The organism is Croceibacterium ferulae, assembly GCF_003660445.1.
GTDB classification, from domain to species: domain Bacteria; phylum Pseudomonadota; class Alphaproteobacteria; order Sphingomonadales; family Sphingomonadaceae; genus Croceibacterium; species Croceibacterium ferulae.
The window spans coordinates 65007-86071 of the sequence record NZ_QZVQ01000001.1 but is presented as its reverse complement, the minus strand read 5'-3'; the positions used below and the strand labels follow the sequence as shown (position 1 = coordinate 86071).

At 65.4% G+C, this 21065-nt stretch carries 17 protein-coding genes; 6 read left to right on the top strand and 11 right to left on the bottom strand.

Annotated features, from left to right (window positions below; all coding sequences use genetic code 11):
- Window positions 1-57: 57 nt before the first annotated feature.
- From D5S08_RS00350 to D5S08_RS00320, 8 genes are all read right to left on the bottom strand, one after another.
- On the bottom strand, window positions 58-918 hold the full coding sequence (locus tag D5S08_RS00350; protein WP_121114399.1) for an NAD(P)-dependent oxidoreductase: 861 nt from the start codon (window positions 916-918) through the stop codon (window positions 58-60).
- The gene (locus tag D5S08_RS17050) at window positions 915-1163 is read right to left on the bottom strand and encodes a hypothetical protein (protein ID WP_241557135.1); all 249 of its coding nucleotides are present in this window, start codon (window positions 1161-1163) and stop codon (window positions 915-917) included. The genes D5S08_RS00350 and D5S08_RS17050 overlap by 4 nt, the downstream gene beginning before the upstream one ends.
- Window positions 1160-1738, bottom strand: coding sequence for an SDR family NAD(P)-dependent oxidoreductase (locus D5S08_RS00345; RefSeq protein WP_241557134.1), 579 nt, complete (start codon window positions 1736-1738; stop codon window positions 1160-1162). The genes D5S08_RS17050 and D5S08_RS00345 overlap by 4 nt, the downstream gene beginning before the upstream one ends.
- Window positions 1735-2721 (bottom strand): aldo/keto reductase, encoded by a 987-nt coding sequence (locus D5S08_RS00340; protein ID WP_121114397.1) that lies wholly within the window; start codon window positions 2719-2721, stop codon window positions 1735-1737. The genes D5S08_RS00345 and D5S08_RS00340 overlap by 4 nt, the downstream gene beginning before the upstream one ends.
- 117 nt (window positions 2722-2838) lie before the next feature.
- Complete coding sequence (locus D5S08_RS00335; RefSeq protein WP_121114396.1) at window positions 2839-4041, bottom strand: alginate export family protein; 1203 nt, start codon at window positions 4039-4041, stop codon at window positions 2839-2841.
- Window positions 4042-4065: 24 nt separating this feature from the next.
- Window positions 4066-5307, bottom strand: a complete 1242-nt coding sequence (locus D5S08_RS00330; RefSeq protein ID WP_421757439.1) for a cation:proton antiporter — start codon at window positions 5305-5307, stop codon at window positions 4066-4068.
- A 744-nt stretch (window positions 5308-6051) separates the two neighbouring features.
- On the bottom strand, window positions 6052-9636 hold the full coding sequence (locus D5S08_RS00325; RefSeq protein WP_121114392.1) for an ABC transporter permease/M1 family aminopeptidase: 3585 nt from the start codon (window positions 9634-9636) through the stop codon (window positions 6052-6054).
- Window positions 9637-9653: 17 nt separating this feature from the next.
- Window positions 9654-10562 (bottom strand): ABC transporter ATP-binding protein, encoded by a 909-nt coding sequence (locus D5S08_RS00320; protein ID WP_121114389.1) that lies wholly within the window; start codon window positions 10560-10562, stop codon window positions 9654-9656.
- 475 nt (window positions 10563-11037) lie between these two features.
- Here D5S08_RS00320 and D5S08_RS00315 point away from each other — a divergent pair, with 475 nt between their 5' ends.
- Window positions 11038-13221, top strand: coding sequence for a prolyl oligopeptidase family serine peptidase (locus D5S08_RS00315; RefSeq protein ID WP_121114537.1), 2184 nt, complete (start codon window positions 11038-11040; stop codon window positions 13219-13221).
- Between the two features lie 381 nt (window positions 13222-13602).
- On the opposite strand, the gene D5S08_RS00310 is transcribed toward D5S08_RS00315, so the two are convergent.
- Window positions 13603-14058 carry a carboxymuconolactone decarboxylase family protein gene (locus tag D5S08_RS00310; RefSeq protein ID WP_121114535.1) on the bottom strand — a complete coding sequence of 152 codons (456 nt, stop codon included), beginning with the start codon at window positions 14056-14058 and terminating at the stop codon, window positions 13603-13605.
- Between the two features lie 200 nt (window positions 14059-14258).
- Between D5S08_RS00310 and D5S08_RS00305 the strand changes: the two genes are divergently transcribed.
- Window positions 14259-14720 (top strand): carboxymuconolactone decarboxylase family protein, encoded by a 462-nt coding sequence (locus D5S08_RS00305; protein WP_121114387.1) that lies wholly within the window; start codon window positions 14259-14261, stop codon window positions 14718-14720.
- Complete coding sequence (locus D5S08_RS00300) at window positions 14707-15612, top strand: sigma-70 family RNA polymerase sigma factor (RefSeq protein WP_277750396.1); 906 nt, start codon at window positions 14707-14709, stop codon at window positions 15610-15612. The genes D5S08_RS00305 and D5S08_RS00300 overlap by 14 nt, the downstream gene beginning before the upstream one ends.
- Window positions 15613-16267: 655 nt before the next feature.
- Here the strand turns inward: D5S08_RS00300 and D5S08_RS00290 are convergent.
- Window positions 16268-16522 (bottom strand): hypothetical protein, encoded by a 255-nt coding sequence (locus D5S08_RS00290; RefSeq protein ID WP_121114383.1) that lies wholly within the window; start codon window positions 16520-16522, stop codon window positions 16268-16270.
- Window positions 16523-16570: 48 nt separating this feature from the next.
- Window positions 16571-16807 carry a DUF3253 domain-containing protein gene (locus tag D5S08_RS00285; protein ID WP_121114381.1) on the bottom strand — a complete coding sequence of 79 codons (237 nt, stop codon included), beginning with the start codon at window positions 16805-16807 and terminating at the stop codon, window positions 16571-16573.
- 449 nt (window positions 16808-17256) lie between these two features.
- Here D5S08_RS00285 and D5S08_RS00280 point away from each other — a divergent pair, with 449 nt between their 5' ends.
- The 3 genes from D5S08_RS00280 to kdpB are packed head-to-tail and all read left to right on the top strand — an operon-like array spanning window position 17257 to window position 21064.
- Window positions 17257-17346, top strand: a complete 90-nt coding sequence (locus tag D5S08_RS00280) for a potassium-transporting ATPase subunit F (protein ID WP_121114533.1) — start codon at window positions 17257-17259, stop codon at window positions 17344-17346.
- A 14-nt stretch (window positions 17347-17360) separates the two neighbouring features.
- Entirely contained in the window at window positions 17361-19028 is a 1668-nt protein-coding gene (kdpA, locus tag D5S08_RS00275; protein ID WP_121114379.1) for a potassium-transporting ATPase subunit KdpA, read from the top strand.
- 11 nt (window positions 19029-19039) lie between these two features.
- The gene (kdpB, locus tag D5S08_RS00270) at window positions 19040-21064 is read left to right on the top strand and encodes a potassium-transporting ATPase subunit KdpB (protein ID WP_121114377.1); all 2025 of its coding nucleotides are present in this window, start codon (window positions 19040-19042) and stop codon (window positions 21062-21064) included.
- The last annotated feature ends 1 nt before the right edge of the window (window position 21065 follow it).

Genomic DNA, 21065 nt, shown 5'->3' with positions numbered 1-21065 from the left:
ATCATCCGGAACGTTCAACGCGGTCCGCGTGCTGTCCTGGTGATTACAGCGCGTCCGTCAGATGTTGGCGCTGCTTCTGATCGCGAGCGCGATACCGGCCCAGTCAACGTCCGGGCCTTCCGTGGCGATGACGCTGCGAAGATGGTCGCGAACGATCCCGAGCAGTGGCATCGGCACTTCGAACGCGGTGGCAGCGGCGTCGACGAGCGTCATGTCCTTCAATCCCAGCGGCGCCGCAAATCCGGCGGGCCGGAAGCGATCCTCGACCAGGATCTCGCCGTAGGTCTGGTAGACCGGCGCGCCGAACAGCGTCCCCGTAAGCACCTCCAGCAGAATGCTGCGATCGACTCCGCCTTTCTCGGCCAGCGTCATCGCCTCCGCCATCGCTTCTACCGCAGCCATGATCATGAAATTGCCGCTCAGCTTGACCAGGTTCGCGGCGGATGGCTTGTCGCCGATCCGGAATGTGCGTTGGCCGATGGCGGCGAACACCGGTTCGCAGCGATCCAGCGCTGCCCCCGCGCCCGCCGCGACAACGAACAGCTTGCCAGCCGCCGCCGCTAGTGGACGGCCGAATACGGGTGCCGACAGGTAGCCGCCGGTGCCGCTCTCCGCCGCCAGCCGGTCGGCCAGGGCAACGCTGATCGTGCTGTGTCCGACGTGCAGTGCAGGGGCGCCGGCGATGCCGCCATCGCCGAACACCACGCCTTCCACCGCGCGGTCATCGGCGAGCATGGTCATGACGAGATCGCCCTGGGCGGCGTCGACCGGCCACTCCGCCCGGGCCGCACCTGCAGCGACCAGCGCATCGGCCTTTTCCGGTGAACGGTTCCAGACGGTCACCTGATGGCCCGCCTTTACCAGATTTGCCGCCATGGCGCTGCCCATCTGGCCCAGACCGATGAACCCGATCCTCATGCCCCTTCCTCCATGTAGCGGGCGAACTCGGCCGCGTGGCCGGGGTGCCAGCGCGACAGGGCGGGGCGGTTCTCGATGATGTCGGCTGCTGCCCAGGCGATGCGTCGTGCATCCTGCTCCGGTGTCGTCTCGTTATCGGGGCACAGGATGTAGAAATCGCCGCGCACGACACGCTCCAGCATGAGGTCGACGACCTGTTCCGGCGTCCAGGCGCCCGCCGGCTTTTCTGGTCGCGGGGAGGTCATGCCGGTGTAGGTGAAGCCGGGATCAGCAGGTGCGCGGTGACGCGCCCTCCGGTACGTTCGCGCAGGCTGTGGGCCAGGCCCTCGGTCAGCGCCTTCACGCCTGCCTTGCTGACATTGTATGCGGTGTTGCCCGGTGGCTGGGTGATGCCTTGCTTGGATCCAGTGTTGATCACCAGGCCCGGCGCATCGCCCTCGACCATAGCCGTTGCGAAGCCTTCTATCCCGTGCAGCACGCCCATGAGGTTGACGCCGATGACGCGCTGCCATGCCTCCAGCCCTGCGAACACGTCGCCACCCTGGCCGATGCCGGCGTTGTTCATCAGCACCGAAGCCCCGCCGATCTGCCCGGCCAGTTCGTGCATTGCGGCCGCATTCGCAACGTCCACAGCGTAGGCAGTTGCACCATCAATCGCGGCGGCTGCCGCCTCGAGCGCGTCACCTGGCCGATCGAGCAGAGCGATCCGCATGCCACGCCCAGCGAGTGCCCGTGCCGCCGCCCGTCCGATACCGCTGGCACCGCCGGTAATGACGGCGAGATTGCCGGGCGCGATCGCCGCGAAAGAGGGCGTACTCATCGGTTGACGCTCTCCATGGAAGGAGCGGGATAGCGTGTGCCGCTTGCCGCGCCGGGAGGCAGCACTTCGTCGATCCGCGCCAGATCGGTTGCGCTCAGCTCTACATCCAACGCGCCGAGGTTGTCTTCCAGATAGCGGCGTCGCTTGGTTCCGGGGATCGGCACGACGTCATCGCCCTGCGCCAGCACCCAGGCAAGGGCGAGTTGCGCCGGCGTGCAGCCCTTGTCGGCCGCCATGGTTCCAATCTCGCGCACGAGATCGAGGTTGCGCCCGAACGCTTCGCCCTGGAAGCGGGGATGGTTGCGCCGTGTATCGTCTGCGGCGAGATCGTCGGGCGTTTTGATCTGCCCGGTCAGGAACCCGCGCCCGAGCGGGCTGTACGGCACGAAGCCGATGCCAAGCTCGCGCACCGTGGGCAGGATCGTGTCCTCGGGATCGCGGGTCCACAGCGAATATTCGGTCTGCAGCGCGGTGATCGGGTGGACGGCATGCGCCCGGCGGATGGTATCCGGCGCCGCCTCCGACAGGCCGAGATACTTGACCTTGCCGGCGGTCACGAGCTCGGCCATCGCGCCGACGGTCTCCTCGATCGGGACGTCGGGATCGACCCGGTGCTGGTAGTAGAGGTCGATCACATCGAGGCCGGTGCGCCGCAAGCTGGCCTCGCAGGCCTGGCGAACATAGTCCGGCCTGCCGCTGATGCCGCGCGCATCTCCGTTGGGGCCGCGGACAATGCCGAACTTGGTCGCGACAACCACCCATTCCCGCCGGTCGCGCACGACGCGCCCGACCAGCTCCTCATTGGCGCCGACACCATACATGTCGGCCGTATCGAGGAAGGTCACCCCGCGATCGACCGCGAGGTTGATCGTGGCGACCGACTCCGCCTCGTCGCGGCCCGCATAGAAGTCGGACATGCCCATGCAGCCAAGCCCCAATGTCGAGACTTCCAGGCCCTGCTGGCCGAGCTTGCGAGTTTTCATGGGACGTCTCCGTTCTGGTGGGTGCCCGTTCAATGATCGAGGCAAGCTGAGGTTGCCATCATCGGCAGCGCGCAGGCACCTTGAACACCATGGGCGTCGTACCCTTGTACGGGCTTGCTAGATCGAGAGATCGAACTGGACCCAGAACTTGTCCGTATCAGTCGCAAAGTTGTCCGCCTCATAATGGGCGTAGCGGATAGAGAACAGCTTGGGTCCATGCTTGAGCGTGGCCAGCATGTCGATTTCCGATCCGTAATGGCGATGCGCCCGGTCGCTGGTGAAGTCATGCCAGGTGGCGTTCAGGGCAAGGCTGCCGAGTTGGCCGAACTGTGGCACCGCATAGCCAAGGGTAGCGTAGCCATCACGCAAGCCATCGGCGGGCGTGGTGACGAACTTGCCGGTCCAGCCGTTGAACTTGAACGCGGAGGAGAGCGGCGCCTGCACGCTGGTGAGCGCCACCCCGCTATCAGCGCCCAGTATCTCGTACCCTCCCAGCGCCGAGAAGCCGCTGGCCGACGCGCTCAGTTCGCCCAGCCAGTAATCCGCACCGTAGCGATTGGGATTACGACGGTAGTCGCGCTGTCTGGCCCAGCTGGCGACATAGCCCAGCTTGATCGCCCCGACCGGAGCGCTGCCGGCGAACCGCACGCCATAGGTCTGGCTGGACAGCCGCTGGTTCTGCACCGCCGCTTCGTCCTGATCGACGAGATAGGCGAAGCCGGTCAGCGTGCCGACCTTCGTGCCGTAGTTCGCCAGCGCGAACAGATTGTCCCCACCGATCGCGGTCGGCCGCGCACCGAACCCGTCGCGCCCGTTCACCGTCCGCACGTTCCAGCTGTACGTCGCATCGACCGACAGCCCCATTGGCTGGCCGGGGTTCACCCGCACGGCATCGAAGGTCTGCTCGCTCTGGCGCCAGGGCGCGGTACCGACAAACCTTTCATCCGCCAGTGCGATACGCTGGCGCCCGGCCGTGGCCGCAATAGCTGATCGCGCATAGCGGATCTGCGCCCGGTTAAGCTCGATGTTCTCGGGATCGGCCACGATCGGGTAGCTTGCGCGCCCGTTCAGCCCGTCATTGTAGCGGTCGATCGGCGCCACCACGGCCTCCGCCTCCACCAGCGCCGACCATCCCGCAATCCGCGCTGTCAGGCTTGGGCGAACCCGCACGGTCAGGGCATCGGCCTTGCGAGGCGACCCGTCCTGCTCGACATGCTCGTAACGGGCGCGCAGCTCCACCGCCGGATCGAGGACTATGGTCTGTGCCTGGCACTCCCCCGCGGCAATCAGCGCGAGGGTGCCGACCAACGCCGTTCTCATCTATCGTACCTCGTATGGTCGGGTTCAGGCGTGGCGATGCGCGATGCCGGGGACAGCGTCCTCGTCATCATCCACCTCGTTGAGCTGCCCCAGTTCGCCGGCTGCTCGGGCCTTCCGGCCATAGACACGCTCGAACAAAGGCGAGGCCATCAATGTCGTCACGATCGCCATGACTACCAGCATGGAGAACAGTGCCGGCCCGATGATGCCCTTCTGCAATCCGATATTGATGATGATGAGCTCCATCAGCCCCCGTGCGTTCATCAGCGTACCGACGGCCATGGAGGTTGCATTGTCCTGCCCCGTGGCGCGGGCCGCCGCCCAGCAGGCTAGCCCCTTGGCGGCGACCGAGCCGATCAGGATCACGATGGCGATGCCGGCCAGCGACAGGCTGTTGACCATGGTCAGCTGCGTATTCAGGCCCGAGAAGGTGAAGAACATCGGCACCAGCAGCGCGGTGGTGAACGGTTCGACCTGCTTCCTGATCTCGCGCGTCAACAGCCCGCGCGGCATCGCCACACCCAGCAGAAAGCCGCCGAACACCGAATGCAGACCGGCAGCATCCATCACCCAGGCGCTCAGCCCGAACAGCATGATAACGACCGCCAGGATCTGCGGTGTGACCTTGCCCTCCCGATCTGCCCAGGTGGCTAGCGGTGCCAGCAGCCGGGGACCGAACAAGATCATGATTCCGGCGAACAAGCCGCCGCCGACAATGGCCTTGATCGCAACCTCCGGACCGCCGCCGAAGCTCGCCAGCACGATCGCCAGCACTGTCCAGGCGCCGGCATCATCGATCGCACCGGCCGACAGGGCCAGTGATCCCAGCGGTGTCTTGGTAAGGCCGCGCTCCTGGATGATGCGCGCCAGCACCGGAAAGGCCGTGATCGAGATGCAGGCTCCCATGAACAGCATGGCCTGAACGTTGGTGATCCCCTCGCCGAACAGACCGAGGCTCAGCAGCCATGGTGTAAGCGCGAGCGCCACCAGGAAGGGCGCGGCCATGCCGGAGAGGGAGACTGCAATCGCGCTCCGGGCGTTCAGCCGGAAGTGGTCGGTGCGAAAGCCCAGGCCCACCAGGAACATGTAGAGCCCAACGCCAAGCTGCGCGCAGACATACAGGATCGGCTTCGCATCGGCCGGGAAAATCATAGCCTGGACGTCGGGCGCAAGGAGCCCGAACAACGATGGCCCGAGAATGACGCCGGCGATCATCTCGCCGATGACTTGCGGCTGATCGAAGAACCGCTTCATGATCCAGCCCATCGCCCGACAAGCCGCCACGATGACGAATACCTGCAAGAAGAATGCTACGCTGAGCTCCGATAGAGCCATATGTCCCCTCCCATGTACGACAGCCCGGCCGATCAGTTGCGGATCGTGCTAGCGGTAGCGCTACCGTAGGCGGAGGAAACCTCAGATGGACGCCTATTTCAATAGCGAATTATGGTTCGGATCATCTGCTGCTCTTTGTCGCGCAGGACCTTGGACGTTGTGGGCAGTCTTAAGCCGCGGATTGTCCGAGTAGCAGGAACGAGGCAGGTGGCGGACGACGACAGGGAAGCGCGCGGCATCCGGCGTACACCTGGCGGAAGCCCTGAACCGGCGGCGCCTTGTCGACGTTGGTCGCCGTGCTTTCAATTGGCGCAATTTGCTACTTCACGAACAGGTCGGCTGATCGCTTCCCCCGGCTGCAATCGATCTGACTTGCCGTGAGCACCCGGTAAACCGACATGAACGATTGTCCGGAGTTGGGGAGCATAAGGGGGCTCTGAATATCCGACCTGGCATCTTGGATGATGTGACGCCGGGTTGTTTCCACAGCGCCACAGGCGATCTTCGCATACCATGTCGTGTCTGGCTTCGGCGAAGGGTATGATGGGCTCAGCACTGATCGTGTGCAGCCGGGCGGCAGGGTGGCGATCGTGGTCAAGGCCGGACGCCGCCGCTACTGCGACACGCGCGGTCAACGAGATCATGTTATGCTATCCTGCCGCCGCAGCATCTCGGCTAATCCACAGCGACGACGTTGTCGTCGGCGTTGCGGTCGATGTACTTGTTGTAAGGGTCGATCCCGGCGAACGAGGGCCGCCCGGCCGAGATGATCCGGATCTGCTGCTGCCCGGTGGCGACCGGCCGGCGTTCCATCGCGATCACGTTCTCCTCGCTGAACGCGCCGATGCCGGGGCGGGCGGTGAACAAGCCGATGTCGATGCTGTCGGACAGCTGCGCCTTCGTCTCGTGACCGGTGCCGTCGGCATAGGTCTTGCTCGCATCGACCGTCAGCACGGTTTCATATCGCCCGTCGGGCAGGCGGGTGACGACCGCCGTGCTCGCCTTGAGGTCGTAGATGGTGATACGGGTCAGCAGGTCGTCGACCAGATGGAGTTCGGCAGCATTGCGGGCAAGGCTGCGGAAACCGTCGACGAGGTCGGTCGAGGCCGCATAGGGCGCGCCCTTGAACCGGTAGCGATCGAGCAGGCCGCGCAGCATGGTGTTGACGCGGCCCTCGCCAAGCCGGTCCTGGAGCAGGTACATGACCACCGCGCCCTTGCGATAGTGGATGTACGGCTGGTCCTCGACCCGGTTGAGCGGCAGTTCCTCGATCGCCTCCCCCCCGCGGGCAGACAGGTAATTGTCGAGCTCGTACTTGAGGAAGCGGCGGATCTTGTCCTCGCCATACAGGTGCTTCATCACCATTAGGGCCGAATATTGCGCCATCGTCTCGACCAGCAACGTGCCGCCTTGCTGGTCCGCGCTGATGAGCTGGTGCGCCCAGTACTGGTGGCCCAGTTCGTGCGCAGTGACATAGGTGACGTAGTCGATCGCATCCGGGTCGCGCGTGTCGGCGATGAAGCCGATCGCCTCCGAATAGGGGATCGTGCCGGCGAACGCCTGGGCAAAGCTGGCATAGCCCGGGAATTCGACGATGCGGGCATAGTCGAACTGATAAGGGCCGAATGCGCGCTCGAAATAGGACAGCGACGGTTTCATTGCCGAGAGCATCCGGTCGACGTTCCAGCCGTGGCCGGGGTGGTGATAGACCTGGAGCTGGACGTCCCCAAGGCGATCTTCCCTGACCGCGTAATCGGCCGACTGGACCGAGAAGAAGGCCAGGATCGGCGCGGTCGAGACGAAGCGCGCGCTGCGGCGTCCGTCCGACACGGTGTCCGACACGCGCCGCCCGGGGGCGATCGGCGTCTGCTGGGCATCGGTGGCTACGGTGATGTCAGATCGGACCCAATCGGCATCCCCGACATAGTTGCGCTGCCGTGCCGAAACGTCCTCCAGCTTGGCCATGCGCAGTTCGGCAGGAAGCCCCAGCCTGCGGCGGACGACCCGGTCCCGGAGAAGCGACGCGCGGTTCATTCCGATCTGCGGCGTGAACTCCGAATTGTTCAGGAAGGTGCCGTTGGCAATCAGCCGAGTGTCGTCGCCGCTGGCACGAAATCCCTGTTGCTCGCGACTGGTGACGAAGCTGATGGTGCCGGTCGCGCCGGGCGCGAGCGGCCGGTCGAAGCGGTAGATCCGGTATTGCAGCGCATCGTCCCGCATGGCGAGCCGGGCACCGGGCACCGCCACCGCGCCCAGCCTGGTCTGGAGGTCGGGCAGCCGGAGGTGAAGCTCTTCCAGCGGTGCGCCGGTGTCGTTGACGTAGTGGTAGAGCCCGGTCACCGCCAATCGCCGGTCACGGGGGAAGATGCGCACGTCGAGCTTGACGTCGGTGAGCGAGGGCTGCGCCAGCGTCTCGTATCTGAGATACTTGCGCTCGTAGGCGGCTTGCTGCTCCTCGACATCCTCGCGCGTGAGATAGGTGTTGCGGACATTGGTGTTGTAGAAGGCCCAGACGCCCGTGGCGGCAAAGACGACCAGTGCGGCAGCAAAGACGACGCCGGGCGTGCCGCGCATCCGCGCGGGAAGCCGGGCGAGGCGCGGGCGCAGCCGCGTCTCGGTTCCGCGCCGCCACAGCAGATGCGCCAGCACCGCCAGCATCAGCGCGAAGGCGCTCCAGTAAAGGCGGAACCACCAGGCGCCGGGGCCACCAACCTGCGCGCCGTTCATGTCGGACAGTTGCGCCGATGGACCGCGGGCATACTGGTAGAGCGGGTGTTCCCAGCCAAGATTGGACAGCACGAGCGTGGCGACCAGATAAACCACCATGATGCCCCAGCCGATATATTTGTTCGGGCTGAGCGCCTGGACGAAGACGGCGAGGATCGCGATCAGCGCCATGTCGACGGTGCCAGGCAGGAGATACCACAAGAGGTACTTGCCGGGCGCCAGATCGCCGCCACCATTGACCAGCTGGAACAGCATGGCGAAGACCATCGCCGCCGTCAGCGTCGCCATCAGCACCAGCGTCACCGCCAGGGCCTTAGGCACCAGATAGGCCCAGTTGGGCAGTGAGGTCGCATCCACGATCTCGTGCATCTTGCGTTCGCGGTCGCGCCAGACGAGCTCGCCGGAATAGAAGATCGCGATGATGATCGGGATGATCCCGAAGCTGCCGTCGAGGATGGCGATGATCGAAAAGGTCAGCGGTCGCGCCGCCGTGCCGTAGAGTTCGCTGCCCAGGATCAGCGATGCGCCGGCGTTGAACAGCCCGATGAGCAGCAGCACGGCAAATGCAGGCGACTTGAACACCTGCGCCACTTCCAGCCGGGTACGGCTCCACAACCGGGCGCCCGCGGCGGCCTGCGGGGTGGCGGGCGGCAGCTGGTCGACCACCGTCGGCCGGATCGCCGACTGTCGCGCTGAACGCTTCTGTTCGCGGCGGATGCGGCGGCGCGATGCGCCGCGCTGGGTAAAGGTGAAGCGGAGGTAGGCGAAAACAAGCGCAAGCGCGCCGATGCCGAGGCCGACCAGCCGGTTGACCAGCAGCGTACCCGTAAAGGTTGGCACGGCGATGTTCGCTTCCGCCGCGGTCCAGTACTGGACCGCGTTGCTGAAGGCGGCGACGCCGAACGGTTCGATATAGCCAGTGAGGTCGCGCAGTTCGGGCTGGTTCCGTGCGACCGAGACCAGGACGAGGTAGAGAACGAGAAAGACAACAACGCCCAGATAGCTGTACATCATCGAGCGTGTCGTGGTCGCGACGGCGAAGAAGATTGCCGCAGTCAGGAACAGGTTGGGCAATGCCAGCAGAAAATAGGCATAGGCATAGGTCGACAGCCGGTTCGGCCCGAGCGTGTCGGGGTCGACCCACGGCATCCAGCTGCCGATCCAGATTGCCAGCGGAATTGCCAGAAAGGCGACGGCAGCGGCCAGGAAGGCGCCGGTAAATCGGCCGAACAGATAGTCGAACTTGGCAACGCGGGTCGAACGGACCATCGGGCCGAAACCGGATTCATCGTCGCGCACGATCACGTTGGCGACGAACGCGGTCGTGACGAACATGAAGAACAGCGAGAAGACCAGGTGGATCTGGACGATGGCCTGGGCGGAGTTCTTCCACACATTGCCGCCGCTGCCGATGGTGATCGTTTCGGACGCGACCGCGCCAAAGGTCAACAGGAAGAACAGCACCGCGACGACCCAGAACACCGGGCTGGTGAGCTGGTAGCGCAGTTCGAAGCGGGCGATCTTGCCGAACATGGGCGCCGTCTCCCCGCTCAGGCCGAGACAGCGGCGGGAACGCTCGCCGCCGCCGGGCGCCGGGTGCGCGCGAGGGTGGCGAAATACACGTCCTCCAGACCGCCGGGGACCGCCGCGAACCCGTCACCGGGATCGGTGGGGGACAGGATATGGATGATCGTGCGGCCGGCGAACAGGCGCGTCGAGATGACCTCGTGTTCCAGGCGTGCTGCCTCCAGTTGGTCGCGGGCGATCGCCTTTGCCCACACGGTGCCGCGCGCCTGTGCGATCAGGTCGAGCGGTGCGCCCTCCAGCCGGATACGGCCACCGGCCAGAACCGCCATGCGGGGGCATAGATCGGCCACATCCTCGACGATGTGGGTGGACAGGATCACGACGACGTTCTCGCCGATCTCCGCCAGGAGGTTGAGGAAGCGGTTGCGCTCCTCCGGGTCGAGGCCGGCGGTGGGTTCGTCGACGATGATCAGCCGCGGATTGCCGATCAGCGCCTGAGCGATTCCGAAACGCTGGCGCATGCCGCCGGAAAAGCCGGCGATCGCCTTCTTGCGGACGTCCCACAGATTGACCTGGTTCAGCAGCGTCTCGACCGTCGCCTTGCGGTCGGACGCGGTGGCCACGCCCTTGAGGACGGCCATGTGGTCGAGCATGTCGTAGGCTGTGACGCGCGGATAGACGCCGAAATCCTGCGGCAGGTAACCCAGCGTCTCGCGCAGCGCCTCGGGATGGGAGATGACATCGATCTCGCCAAAGCGGATGCTGCCGGAGGTCGGCGTCTGCAGCGTGGCGACCGTACGCATCAGCGTCGACTTGCCAGCACCGTTGGGGCCCAGCAGCCCGTACATGCCGGTCGGGATCGACAGGTTCACGTCGTCCAAAGCCCTGGTGCCGTTGGCATAGATGTGGCTGAGATTCGCAAGCTCGAGCATCCGTTCCCCCCAGAAAACCGTGGTGCTGAAACAAACCTAGCGGACTGTCTTGCCTAACTAAAGCACCAATAAGGCTTCCACGAAAAGCTTCTGCGAGACGCACCTGGCGTGATCCTGTGTCCCTGAACCGCTTTGAATAACAGGTGGTTGAGCCCCTTCCAGTTACTCATATGTCGTCCTGAGCGAGCCCGGGCCCGCATTCAGCAACTCGTGCCCGCAAATAGGCGAGAACTGTCGGGATGCGGAGCGCCAAGGAAGACCGACCGCCGAATGGCTGACGCCGCTCCCCGCCAGCTGCACTGACGCCGGGGATGATATGGGGTCCAAAACGCTGCTGGCCGCGATCTCTACTTCGATCGCTTCGGAATTCGACAGAATAGGGATTCGGCGCCCACTCTCCGGTTCGCCCTTGCGCGGACAGACACGTCGAGGCACGGCATTTGTTTATACAGGTCGAAGAGGCAACGAGATGGTCATGAACAAGTCTTCGCGGCATGCGATCGGGATGGCACTTGCCTTGGCCGCGCAGCCCATCCTCGCGCAGGAGAGCCCGACTACGATGGCCAATGAGGCGACGTCCTCCACACCTGCCGAAAGCGGGAACGACCCGTTCATCTGGCTGGAGGAAACCCGCAGCGTTCCTGCATTGTCTTGGGTGCGTTCGGAGAATGAGCGGGTCGATCAGACGCTGGGCACCGACCCGCGCTTTGCCGCGCTCAAGGCGGAAGCTCTTGCCATTCTCGATAGCGAAGACCGCATCCCCTTTGTCAGCTTCACACCCTTCGGGCTGCTGAACTTCTGGCAGGATGCGCGCAATCCCAAGGGGCTGCTGCGCCTGACCACGCTCGAAAGTTACCGGACCGACAATCCGCAATGGGAAACGGTTCTCGATATCGACCAGCTGGCGCGCGACGAAGGGCGTGAATGGGTGTATCACGGCATGAGCTGCCTGCCCCCTGACGGGCGGCGCTGCATGGTGGGCCTGTCCGACGGCGGCAAGGACGCGGACGAACTGCGCGAATTCGACATGGAAACGCGAAGCTTCGTAGAGGGCGGGTTCCTTCTTCCCGAAAGCCAGGGCGATGCCAGCTGGATCGACGACGATACGCTGCTTGTCAGCCGCGACTTCGGTGAAGGCACGCTGACCGAAAGCCTGTACCCCTACACGACCCGGCTGTGGAAGCGCGGCACGCCGATCGCCGATGCGCCCGAGCTGTTCCGCGGCGAGCCGACGGATGTCTCGGCAGGCGCGAACCTTCTGCGCGACTCCAGCGGCACGATCCAGGCGCGCACCGCCTACCGGGGACTCTCCTTCCACGAACGCGCCTATTATCTCCAGCGCGGCGACGAATGGGTGCGACTGGAAATGCCGGAGAAGTCGGCCCTGTTCGGCATCGTCGACGGGCACATCCTGTTCAGCACGGACGTGCCGTGGACCACCGGCGGCAGCACCTTCCCGGCCGACTCCCTTGTAGCGGCCGATCTGGAGGAGTGGAAAGCGGACCCGAATGGTGCTGCCAAATCCCTGGTATGGGCACCGGGCGAACGCCAGACCAAGCAGGGCGCAGCGATCACCGCCAATTCGATGTTCGTCAATCTGCTCGACAATGTGCGGGGGCAGGTGCTCCGCTTCGATTACGAAGATGGCGCATGGGTGAGCCGGCGCGTCCCGCTTCCCGAAAACGCCACCGTCAACGTCTCTGCGTCCGACGACGAGAGCGACCAGATCCTGTATTCGGTGACGGATTTCCTCACCCCCACCACGCTATATTACTCGGATGGCAGCTCTGTGCCCGAGATCATCAAGACCAGTCCTGCACGCTTCGATGCGGCGGGGCTGGAGGTCGAGCAGTTCGAGGCGACGAGCAGCGACGGGACGCAGATCCCCTACTTCCTCGTCAAGCCGAAGGGCATGGTCATGGACGGGACCACCGCGACCCTGCTGTCGGGCTATGGCGGGTTCCAGGTTCCGCGACTGCCCGGCTATCTCGGCACCACCGGCAAGCTGTGGCTGGAGCGGGGTGGCGCCTATGTGCTGGGCAATATGCGCGGCGGCGGCGAGTTCGGGCCCGAATGGCACCAGACCGCCATCCGTGAGAACAAGCAGCGCACCTGGGACGATTTCATCGCGATCGCAGAGGATCTTGTCGCCCGCGGCATCACCAGCCCCGAACATCTGGGTATCCAGGGTGGCAGCCAAGGCGGATTGCTGGTCGGCACCGCCTTCACCCAGCGCCCTGACCTGTTCAATGCCGCTATCGTGCAGATCCCGCTATTCGACATGCTGCGCTATCACGAGATCGGCCGCGGCGCCTCCTGGATCGGGGAATATGGCGACCCGCGCATCGCGGAACAGCGCGGCTGGATCGAACCCTACTCGCCCTATCAGAAGCTGGCGGAGGAGACCGACTTCCCCACGCCTTTCTTCATCACCAGCACCGCCGATGACCGCACGCATCCCGCCCATGGGCGCAAGGCAGCGGCGCGGATGAGCCAGATGGGACAGGCCTACTACTACTACGAGGACATGACCGGCGGCCATTCAGGCGGCGTGGACAATGATCAACGCGCCAAGCTGCTCGCGCTGCAGAACGTCTACCTCCTGCAGCAATTGATGGGCGGAAGCGGACTCCATGAGGAGGAGCAGGCTCGGCCATAGCACCCGCATCTGGCCGCCGGATGCGGGTAGATCAGTGCGGATGCACATAGATACGCATCGAACATGGATGGGCTATGCCGATAAAGGGGGCCGGGCGCGTCGTGCGACCAATGTATCGCGGCGGTACGAGCAAGGTCCACGTCCGGGTCAAATCACGGCGGACGCTCTTCCGGCTTTATGTTCAAGAGCTCTCTGTCTGCGACTGTCCATCACCGGCTGGGACACAAAGTCTGAACCACCGTCTGCTTACCGGATCCCGCGGACCGGCGCTGTACGTCCGAGATGAGGTCCACGGCACATAGACTGCCCGGATGACGGTGCAGCTGATCGGCTTGGCGCTAATTCATAATCCCGCAGGCTGACCAGGTCGCCCCATTGCCTTCAGGCTCTTGCCTTGACCGGCAAGCGGAACGGCGCGCCAAGCCGGTTGAAGGCGTTCATTGCCGCAATCGCCAAGGTAAGGTCGACCAGATCTCTGGGCGCGAACGCTGCGGCGGCGGCGGCGTAGGCCTCGTCCGACGCGTGAGTTTCGCTCACCAGCGTCACCTCCTCCGCCCACGCCAGCGCCGCGCGGTACTGGTCGGGGAACAGGTGGGGCACTTCCGCCCATACCGGCACGAGCGTCACCTTGTCGGCCGCCATCGTCTTGAGCAGGTCGCGCGTATGCAGGTCGATGCAATGTGCGCAGCCATTGATCTGCGATACACGCAGGAAGACGAGGTGGATCAGCTCCTCCGGCAAATCGGTATCGTGAGTGATGTAGTGGTGGATGCCGGACAGCGCCTTCGCGCCAGCGGGTGCCACTTCGAACCAGTTCAGACGTGCAGTCGTGGTCATGGTGTAATCCTCGGCCAGGCGCCAACCAGCGGCGCTACCTGGCATGACGAGGCGCCGGGCTCGGGTGTGACATCGAAGGAACGATGCCGAAGCGGGTGAGCCGACACCGCACGCTCCCGTTTGTCAAACCCATGTCACACCGCGCCAGGCCACCTCGTCATGGAAGCGAGCCTGCTGCTCACTCACAAGGAGAAATCGCCATGACGCCCCGCATCGACAATCCGCAAAACCTGTTCCCCGCCGGCCTGAAGGCGATGGTCGCGCTGGAGACGGCGCTGCACCAGACCGGGCTCGATCCGGTGCTGCTGGAACTGGTCAAGCTACGTGCCTCGCAGATCAATGGCTGCGCGCATTGCATCCACATGCACACCACCGCATTGCGCAGACGGGGCGTGGAGGAGATGAAGCTGTACCTGCTGACGGCCTGGCGGGAGTCCAGCCTGTTCACCCCGCGCGAGCGAGCGGCGATCGGCTGGGCCGAAGCGCTGACCCGCGTGGCCGAGACGGGTGCGCCGGATGCGGAGTACACGGATCTCGCCTTCGAGTTCACGGAAGAGGAGCAGGTGCAGCTGACCTACGCTATCGGCGCGATCAATGTGTGGAACCGGCTGCAGGTCGGCTTCCGTACCGGGCATCCGGTGGACGCCCGTGAAGCCGCCTGAACAGCACTTGGCCACGTTCGAGGCGCAGCGGCCCCGGCTGCTGCGCATCGCCTACCGCATGCTCGGCTCCGTCAGCGAGGCCGAGGATGTGATGCAGGAGGCGTGGCTGCGCTGGGCGCGGGTGACGGACGGCGTCGATACACCCGCCGCCTATCTGACCCGCATCGTTACGCGACTGTGCCTGGACCAGCTGAAATCCGCCCGTAGCCGGCGCGAGGTCTATGTCGGCCCTTGGCTGCCGGAACCGCTGATGGGCAGCACGGACGAGGAGGCGGTTGCCGACGATGTCACGCTGACCCTGATGATGGCGATGGAGCGGTTGTCTCCGCTCGAGCGTGCCGCCTTCCTGCTGCACGATGTGTTTGACATGCCCCTGGCGGAAGTCGCCGCCACGCTGGGGCGAGAGCCGGCGGCAGTGCGGCAACTCGCCTCGCGCGCCCGCCGCCATGTGCAGGATGAGCGGCCCCGGTTCAGCATGCCGGCCGAAGAGGCGGAGCGGATCGCCCGTGCATTCTACGTCGCCAGCACCAGCGGGGATGTGACGGCACTCACCGGCATCCTGGCGAACGAGGTGGCGATCCACTCCGATGGTGGGGGCAAGGTGATCGCCTTCCTTAACGTCGTCCGCGGCATCGATCGAGTGTTCCGCTTGTTCCAACGGGTCGCGCGCAAGCCCGCCTACCAGCCGCGCCTGCTCCGGCCGGTGACAATCGACGGACTGCCCGGCTTCGTCAGCATAGATCGCGGCCACGTGCTTCAGACCACAGCCCTGGATGTCCACGACGGAAAGATCGCCGCCATCTACATCGTGCGCAATCCCGACAAGCTGCGGCATGTCGCCGCGCTGTTTGCGGCCGACATCCAGCCGCGCGACGCGACCCGTCCGAGCTGAGTAAGCCTGAAGTGAAGTGACCGCTGACCTGCAGTTGGCCGCCCTGTCGCGCCGGGTAAGGGCTGTCGACGCGGCAGCTGAACAAACGTCCGAAGCTGAGAAGCGCAGGCTGTCAAGACGTCCGGGCTGAGGTCGAGCCGCTCGCCAGTATACCCCAGCTACTCTCCGCTGTCTTGCCGGCGACTGGCGAGGAAATCATCAACGGACGCGCCCGGCAGATTGGCATACTTGCTGGCGAGAGCCTGAGCATGCCTGATGAGATCAGGTGTCAACATGTGGCCCTGAACGGCTATACCGGCGCCGCAGCCTACTGCGCTGGCTCGCGAGTGCAGCAGATCGGAGGCCTGGAAGCTGATTAACCTGCCCGTCAATCAAGCAAACACCTGCTGGCACAAGACCAGACGGGCCGGATGGCCATGACCAGAAAGCGGCTTCGGGGTGCGCCACGTCCGATCCCGAATGTACAAGTCGCTCTGCCACATCAGATGAGCCAGCGTCCGCTTAGGTCCGGGGTGAATTCGAAAGCGGGCCGATCGCTTTCCGCCCAATCTGAGCCTCCCCGGCACTCGGCGCGCCATGGCAGCAGTCACGAAGCGAGGTGAAAGAATGTCCGCTCTTGAGGAGTGGACGAGCAGCATGCCTCCGATACGGGCCGTCAGTGTTCGGTAAGTGCGACTGCCTCGAAATCGAAGCCCTTCCACCCATGCCGCTTCGCCGCTTGTTTGGTCAGCGCCTCCTTGCTCGCGGCGTCCGTCGCGGAGGTGGCATGACCCCAGAACATCTCGGTCTTGCCGCCGGGCAGATGCGCGACGATGCGCCAATAATGCGTGAACGGCGCTGCGGTGGGGCCAATCGTCTTGACGTACCCGTCGGCCATCGTTGCGGTCAGGTAGCGCTTCTTCCTCGCCATCCTCGCGCGATAGCGCAGCGGCGATGGGAGCGGGAGAGGGGGCCTGCCTCAATTTTCCCCAAGACGACCGATCCTGTAAGGTCCGGATCTGGTTGCCAGCGTCCGTCCTTTCCAGCTCAGCCGCACCAACCCGTCGCGGACCAGCCCGTCGACCGCAGCATGGACCGCAGGCATCGCGCTGCGCCAGTTCGCCGAGATCGCGCGCGCCACCTCGCTCGGGCAGATCGTCGCCTCCGGCGCGCGGCACGCGAGCAAGGACAATGTCGTGGTCCGTGGATCAGTCATCGGATTTATCTCGGCACCGTACGCCACTTGGTCAAGCCACGAGAGAAGCTGCCTGCCTTATTGCAGGTCCAGGGTGTGACGTAATTCAATCAATATCTTGGCTGGCGTCAGACCAGCATGAATGAGCTTCCGCTTACGGGGGACGCAGGTGCTGCGTCGAACGTCCACAAAGAAGTCCAATCGTCGTGATTGGTCATTTGTTCTGACTCGGGCGGTCGGCATTTCATGCGCCCGATTGTGGATGTCCAACGCAACTTTCACGATCGTCGAAAGCTGCCCTTCGTCACCCGCCTGCAGTACGCGTCAGGAACGACATGGCCTGCAGAAAAGCCGCTCACGTCCACACGGCGATCAGCGATCTTTACGGATCCTTTATGCTTGGCGGCCCGATTGCCCCGCGCAATCTGATGCCGGTCGGCGCCATCTGACCCCTGCAATGGAGGTCGGTGATGTCGTTTGAACTTTGGCTGGGCGCTGCGGTCGCAGCGCTGGTGTTGGCATATCTTGTCGCGGTGCTCGCGCACCCTGAACGGTTCTGATCGGGGGCGCGCAGATGACCCTTGCCGGCTGGACCCTGATCGGTCTGTTTCTCGCCATGATCATCGCGCTGGCCCGGCCGGCCGGCGCGGTGCTGTTCCGCCTCTATGACGATCGCCCCTTGCACGGCGAAGCATTGCTGCACCGGCTGCTCGGCAGCGACCGGGCGGAACAGGGCTGGCTCGCCTATGCCGCCGCGGTGGTGGCGTTCAACCTGGCCGGGATCGCGTTGCTGTTCGCGATCCTGAAGCTGCAGGGCGTGCTGCCGCTGAACCCGCAGGGGCTGCCGGCGGTGGACAGCTGGCTGGCGTTCAACACCGCGGTCAGCTTCGTCACCAACACCAACTGGCAGAACTATGGCGGGGAGACGACCCTGTCGCATTTCAGCCAGATGGCCGGGCTGACGGTGCAGAACTTCCTGTCCGCCGCCACAGGCATCGCGGTCGCATTCGCCTTCATCCGTGCGCTGGCCCGGTCGGGCGTGGCCACCTTGGGCAATTTCTGGGTCGATGTGTCGCGCATCGCGCTGTGGCTGCTGCTGCCGGTCTGCATCGTGCTGACGCTGGCCTATGTGGCGATGGGCGTGCCGCAAACGCTGGCCGGGTCGGTCACCGCCACCACGCTGGAGGGCGCGGAGCAGACCATCGCGGTCGGTCCAGTGGCGTCGCAGCTGGCGATCAAGATGCTGGGCACCAATGGCGGCGGCTTCTTCAACGTCAATTCGGCGCATCCGCTCGAGAACCCCTCGGCGCTGTCGAACCTGCTGCAGATGCTGACCATCTTCGTGGGGGGTGCCGGGCTGACGCTGACCTTTGGCCGTGCCGTGGGCAATTTGCGGCAGGGCTGGACCATCCTGGCGGCCATGCTGGTGCTGTTCGTGGCGGGCGTGACGCTGCTCTACTGGGCGGAGGCCGCGGGCAATCCGCTGCTGGGCCTCGCCACCAACATGGAGGGCAAGGAGGTGCGCTTCGGCATCGCAGCCACGGCCCTGTTTGCCGCCGTCACCACCGCGGCATCCTGCGGTGCGGTGATCGGCATGCACGACAGCTTCATGCCCCTGGGTGGGCTGGTCACGCTGTTCAACATGCAGCTGAGCGAGGTGATCGTGGGCGGCGTGGGGGCGGGCTTCTACGGCATTCTGATCTACGCGATCCTGGCCGTGTTCATCGCCGGGCTGATGGTCGGCCGCACGCCCGAATATGTCGGCAAGAAGATCGAGGCGCGGGAGATGACGCTGGCGGTGATCGCCATCGCCATCCTGCCGCTGATGATCCTGGGCCTGACGGCCATCGCCAGCGTCACGGCGGCGGGTCTTGCCGGGCCACTGGCCGCGGGCCCGCACGGCTTCACGGAGATCCTGTATGCCTACAGCAGCGCGGTGGCGAACAATGGTTCGGCCTTCGGGGGCTTGAGTGGCAACACGCCGTTCTACAACGCTACGCTGGCGTTGGGCATGTTCGTGGGCCGTTTCGGCGTGATCCTGCCGGCACTGGCGATCGCCGGCGGTCTGGCGGCCAAGCGGCGCCAGCCGGTCGGGCCGGGCTCCTTCCCCACCACCGGCGCGCTGTGGATCGGCCTGCTGACCGCGATCATCCTGATCGTCGGCGGCCTGACCTTCCTGCCCGCACTCGCCCTCGGCCCCATAGCCGACCAGGCGCAGATCGCCGCCGGCATGACCCTGTGAAAGCCAGTCCCATGACTCAGCCGCGATCCCTGTTCACCGGCCCCTTGTTGGCCACCGCTGCGCGCGATGCCGTGGCCAAGCTGAACCCGGCGGTGCTGATCCGCAATCCGGTGATGTTCGTCACCGCCATTGTCGCGACCCTGTCCACGGTGCTGTGGATCGGCGGGCTAGCCGGGGGAACCGGCAATCCGGTCTTCGAAGGCCAGCTGGTGTTCTGGCTGTGGCTGACCGTGCTGTTCGGCAATTTCGCCGAAGCCATCGCCGAAGGGCGTGGCAAGGCGCAGGCGGCCAGCCTGCGGGCGACCAAGGCGGACCTCACCGCCAAGCGGCTGGCCGTACTGGACGGGGACTGGCAACAGGTGCCCGCGCACGAACTGGCGGTCGGCGATCTGGTGCTGGTCGACAGCGGCGACCTGATCCCCGCTGATGGCGAGGTGGTGGCCGGCGTCGCATCGGTGAACGAAGCCGCGATCACAGGCGAATCCGCGCCCGTGATCCGCGAAGGCGGCGGCGACCGTTCCGCCGTGACCGCCGGCACCCGGGTCATCGCCGACCGGATCACCGTGCGTGTCACCGCCGGCGCCGGGCAGGGCTTCCTGGACCGCATGATCGCGCTGGTCGAAGGGGCAAGCCGGCAGAAGACCCCGAACGAGATCGCACTGACCATCCTGCTGGCCGGGCTGACCCTGATCTTCCTGACCGCGGTTGGCACGTTGCCCGCCTTTGCCACCTATGCCGGCGGCAGCATCGCGGTGCCGGTGCTGGTGGCGCTGTTCGTGACGCTGATCCCGACCACCATTTCCGGGCTGCTGTCTGCCATCGGCATCGCCGGCATGGACCGGCTGGTGCGTTTCAACGTGCTGGCGAAGTCCGGCCGCGCGGTGGAGGCGGCGGGCGACATCGACACGCTGCTGCTGGACAAGACCGGCACCATCACTGTCGGCGACCGGCAGGCAACCGCCTTCGGCCCGCTGCCCGGCATCGCCGACCACGAACTCATCGCCGCCGCCCGCCTCGCCAGCCTGGCGGACGAGACGCCGGAGGGCCGCTCCATCGTGGTGCTGGCGGACAGCCTGCTGCCCGGCGGCGAGGGCATGCCGGCCGGGGCGGAGCCGATCGCCTTCACTTCGCAGACGCGCGTGTCGGGCGTGCAGATCGGTGACCGCGCACTGGTAAAAGGGGCGACGGACGCCATCCTGCGGCGCCTGCCCGACGCCGCCGGCGCCGATGCGCTGCGCCGCGCGGCCGAGGATATCGCTCGCACGGGCGGCACTCCGCTGGCGGTGGCAGACGGCACGCGGCTGCTGGGCGTGGTCCACCTGAAGGACATCGTGAAGGCCGGCATCCGCGAACGCTTCGGCGAACTGCGCCGCGTGGGCATCCGCACGGTGATGATCACCGGTGACAATCCGCTGACCGCCGCCAGCATCGCGGCCGAGAGCGGCGTGGACGATTTCCTGGCGGAGGCCACGCCGGAGGACAAGCTGGACCTGATCCGCCGCGAACAGGCGGGCGGCAAGCTGGTGGCGATGTGCGGCGACGGCACCAATGACGCGCCCGCGCTGGCGCAGTCCAATGTCGGCGTCGCCATGAACACCGGCACGCAGGCCGCGCGGGAAGCCGGCAACATGGTCGACCTGGACAGCGACCCGACCAAGCTGATCGAGATCGTGGGGCTGGGGAAACAGATGCTGATGACCCGCGGCGCGCTGACCACCTTCTCCATCGCCAACGATGTCGCCAAGTATTTCGCGGTCCTGCCGGCGATCTTCGTGGCGCTGTATCCGGGCCTGGGCGCACTGAACCTGATGCGGCTGGGCAGCCCGGAAAGCGCGATCCTGTCCGCGATCATCTTCAACGCGATCATTATCCCGCTGCTGGTGCCGTTGGCGCTGCGCGGCGTGAACTACCGCGCCGGCGATGCGGGCACGCTGCTGGCGCGCAACCTGGCTGTCTACGGCCTGGGCGGCCTGGTCGCGCCCTTCGTGGGCATCAAGCTGATCGACATGGCCGTCACCACCCTCAACCTCGCCTGAA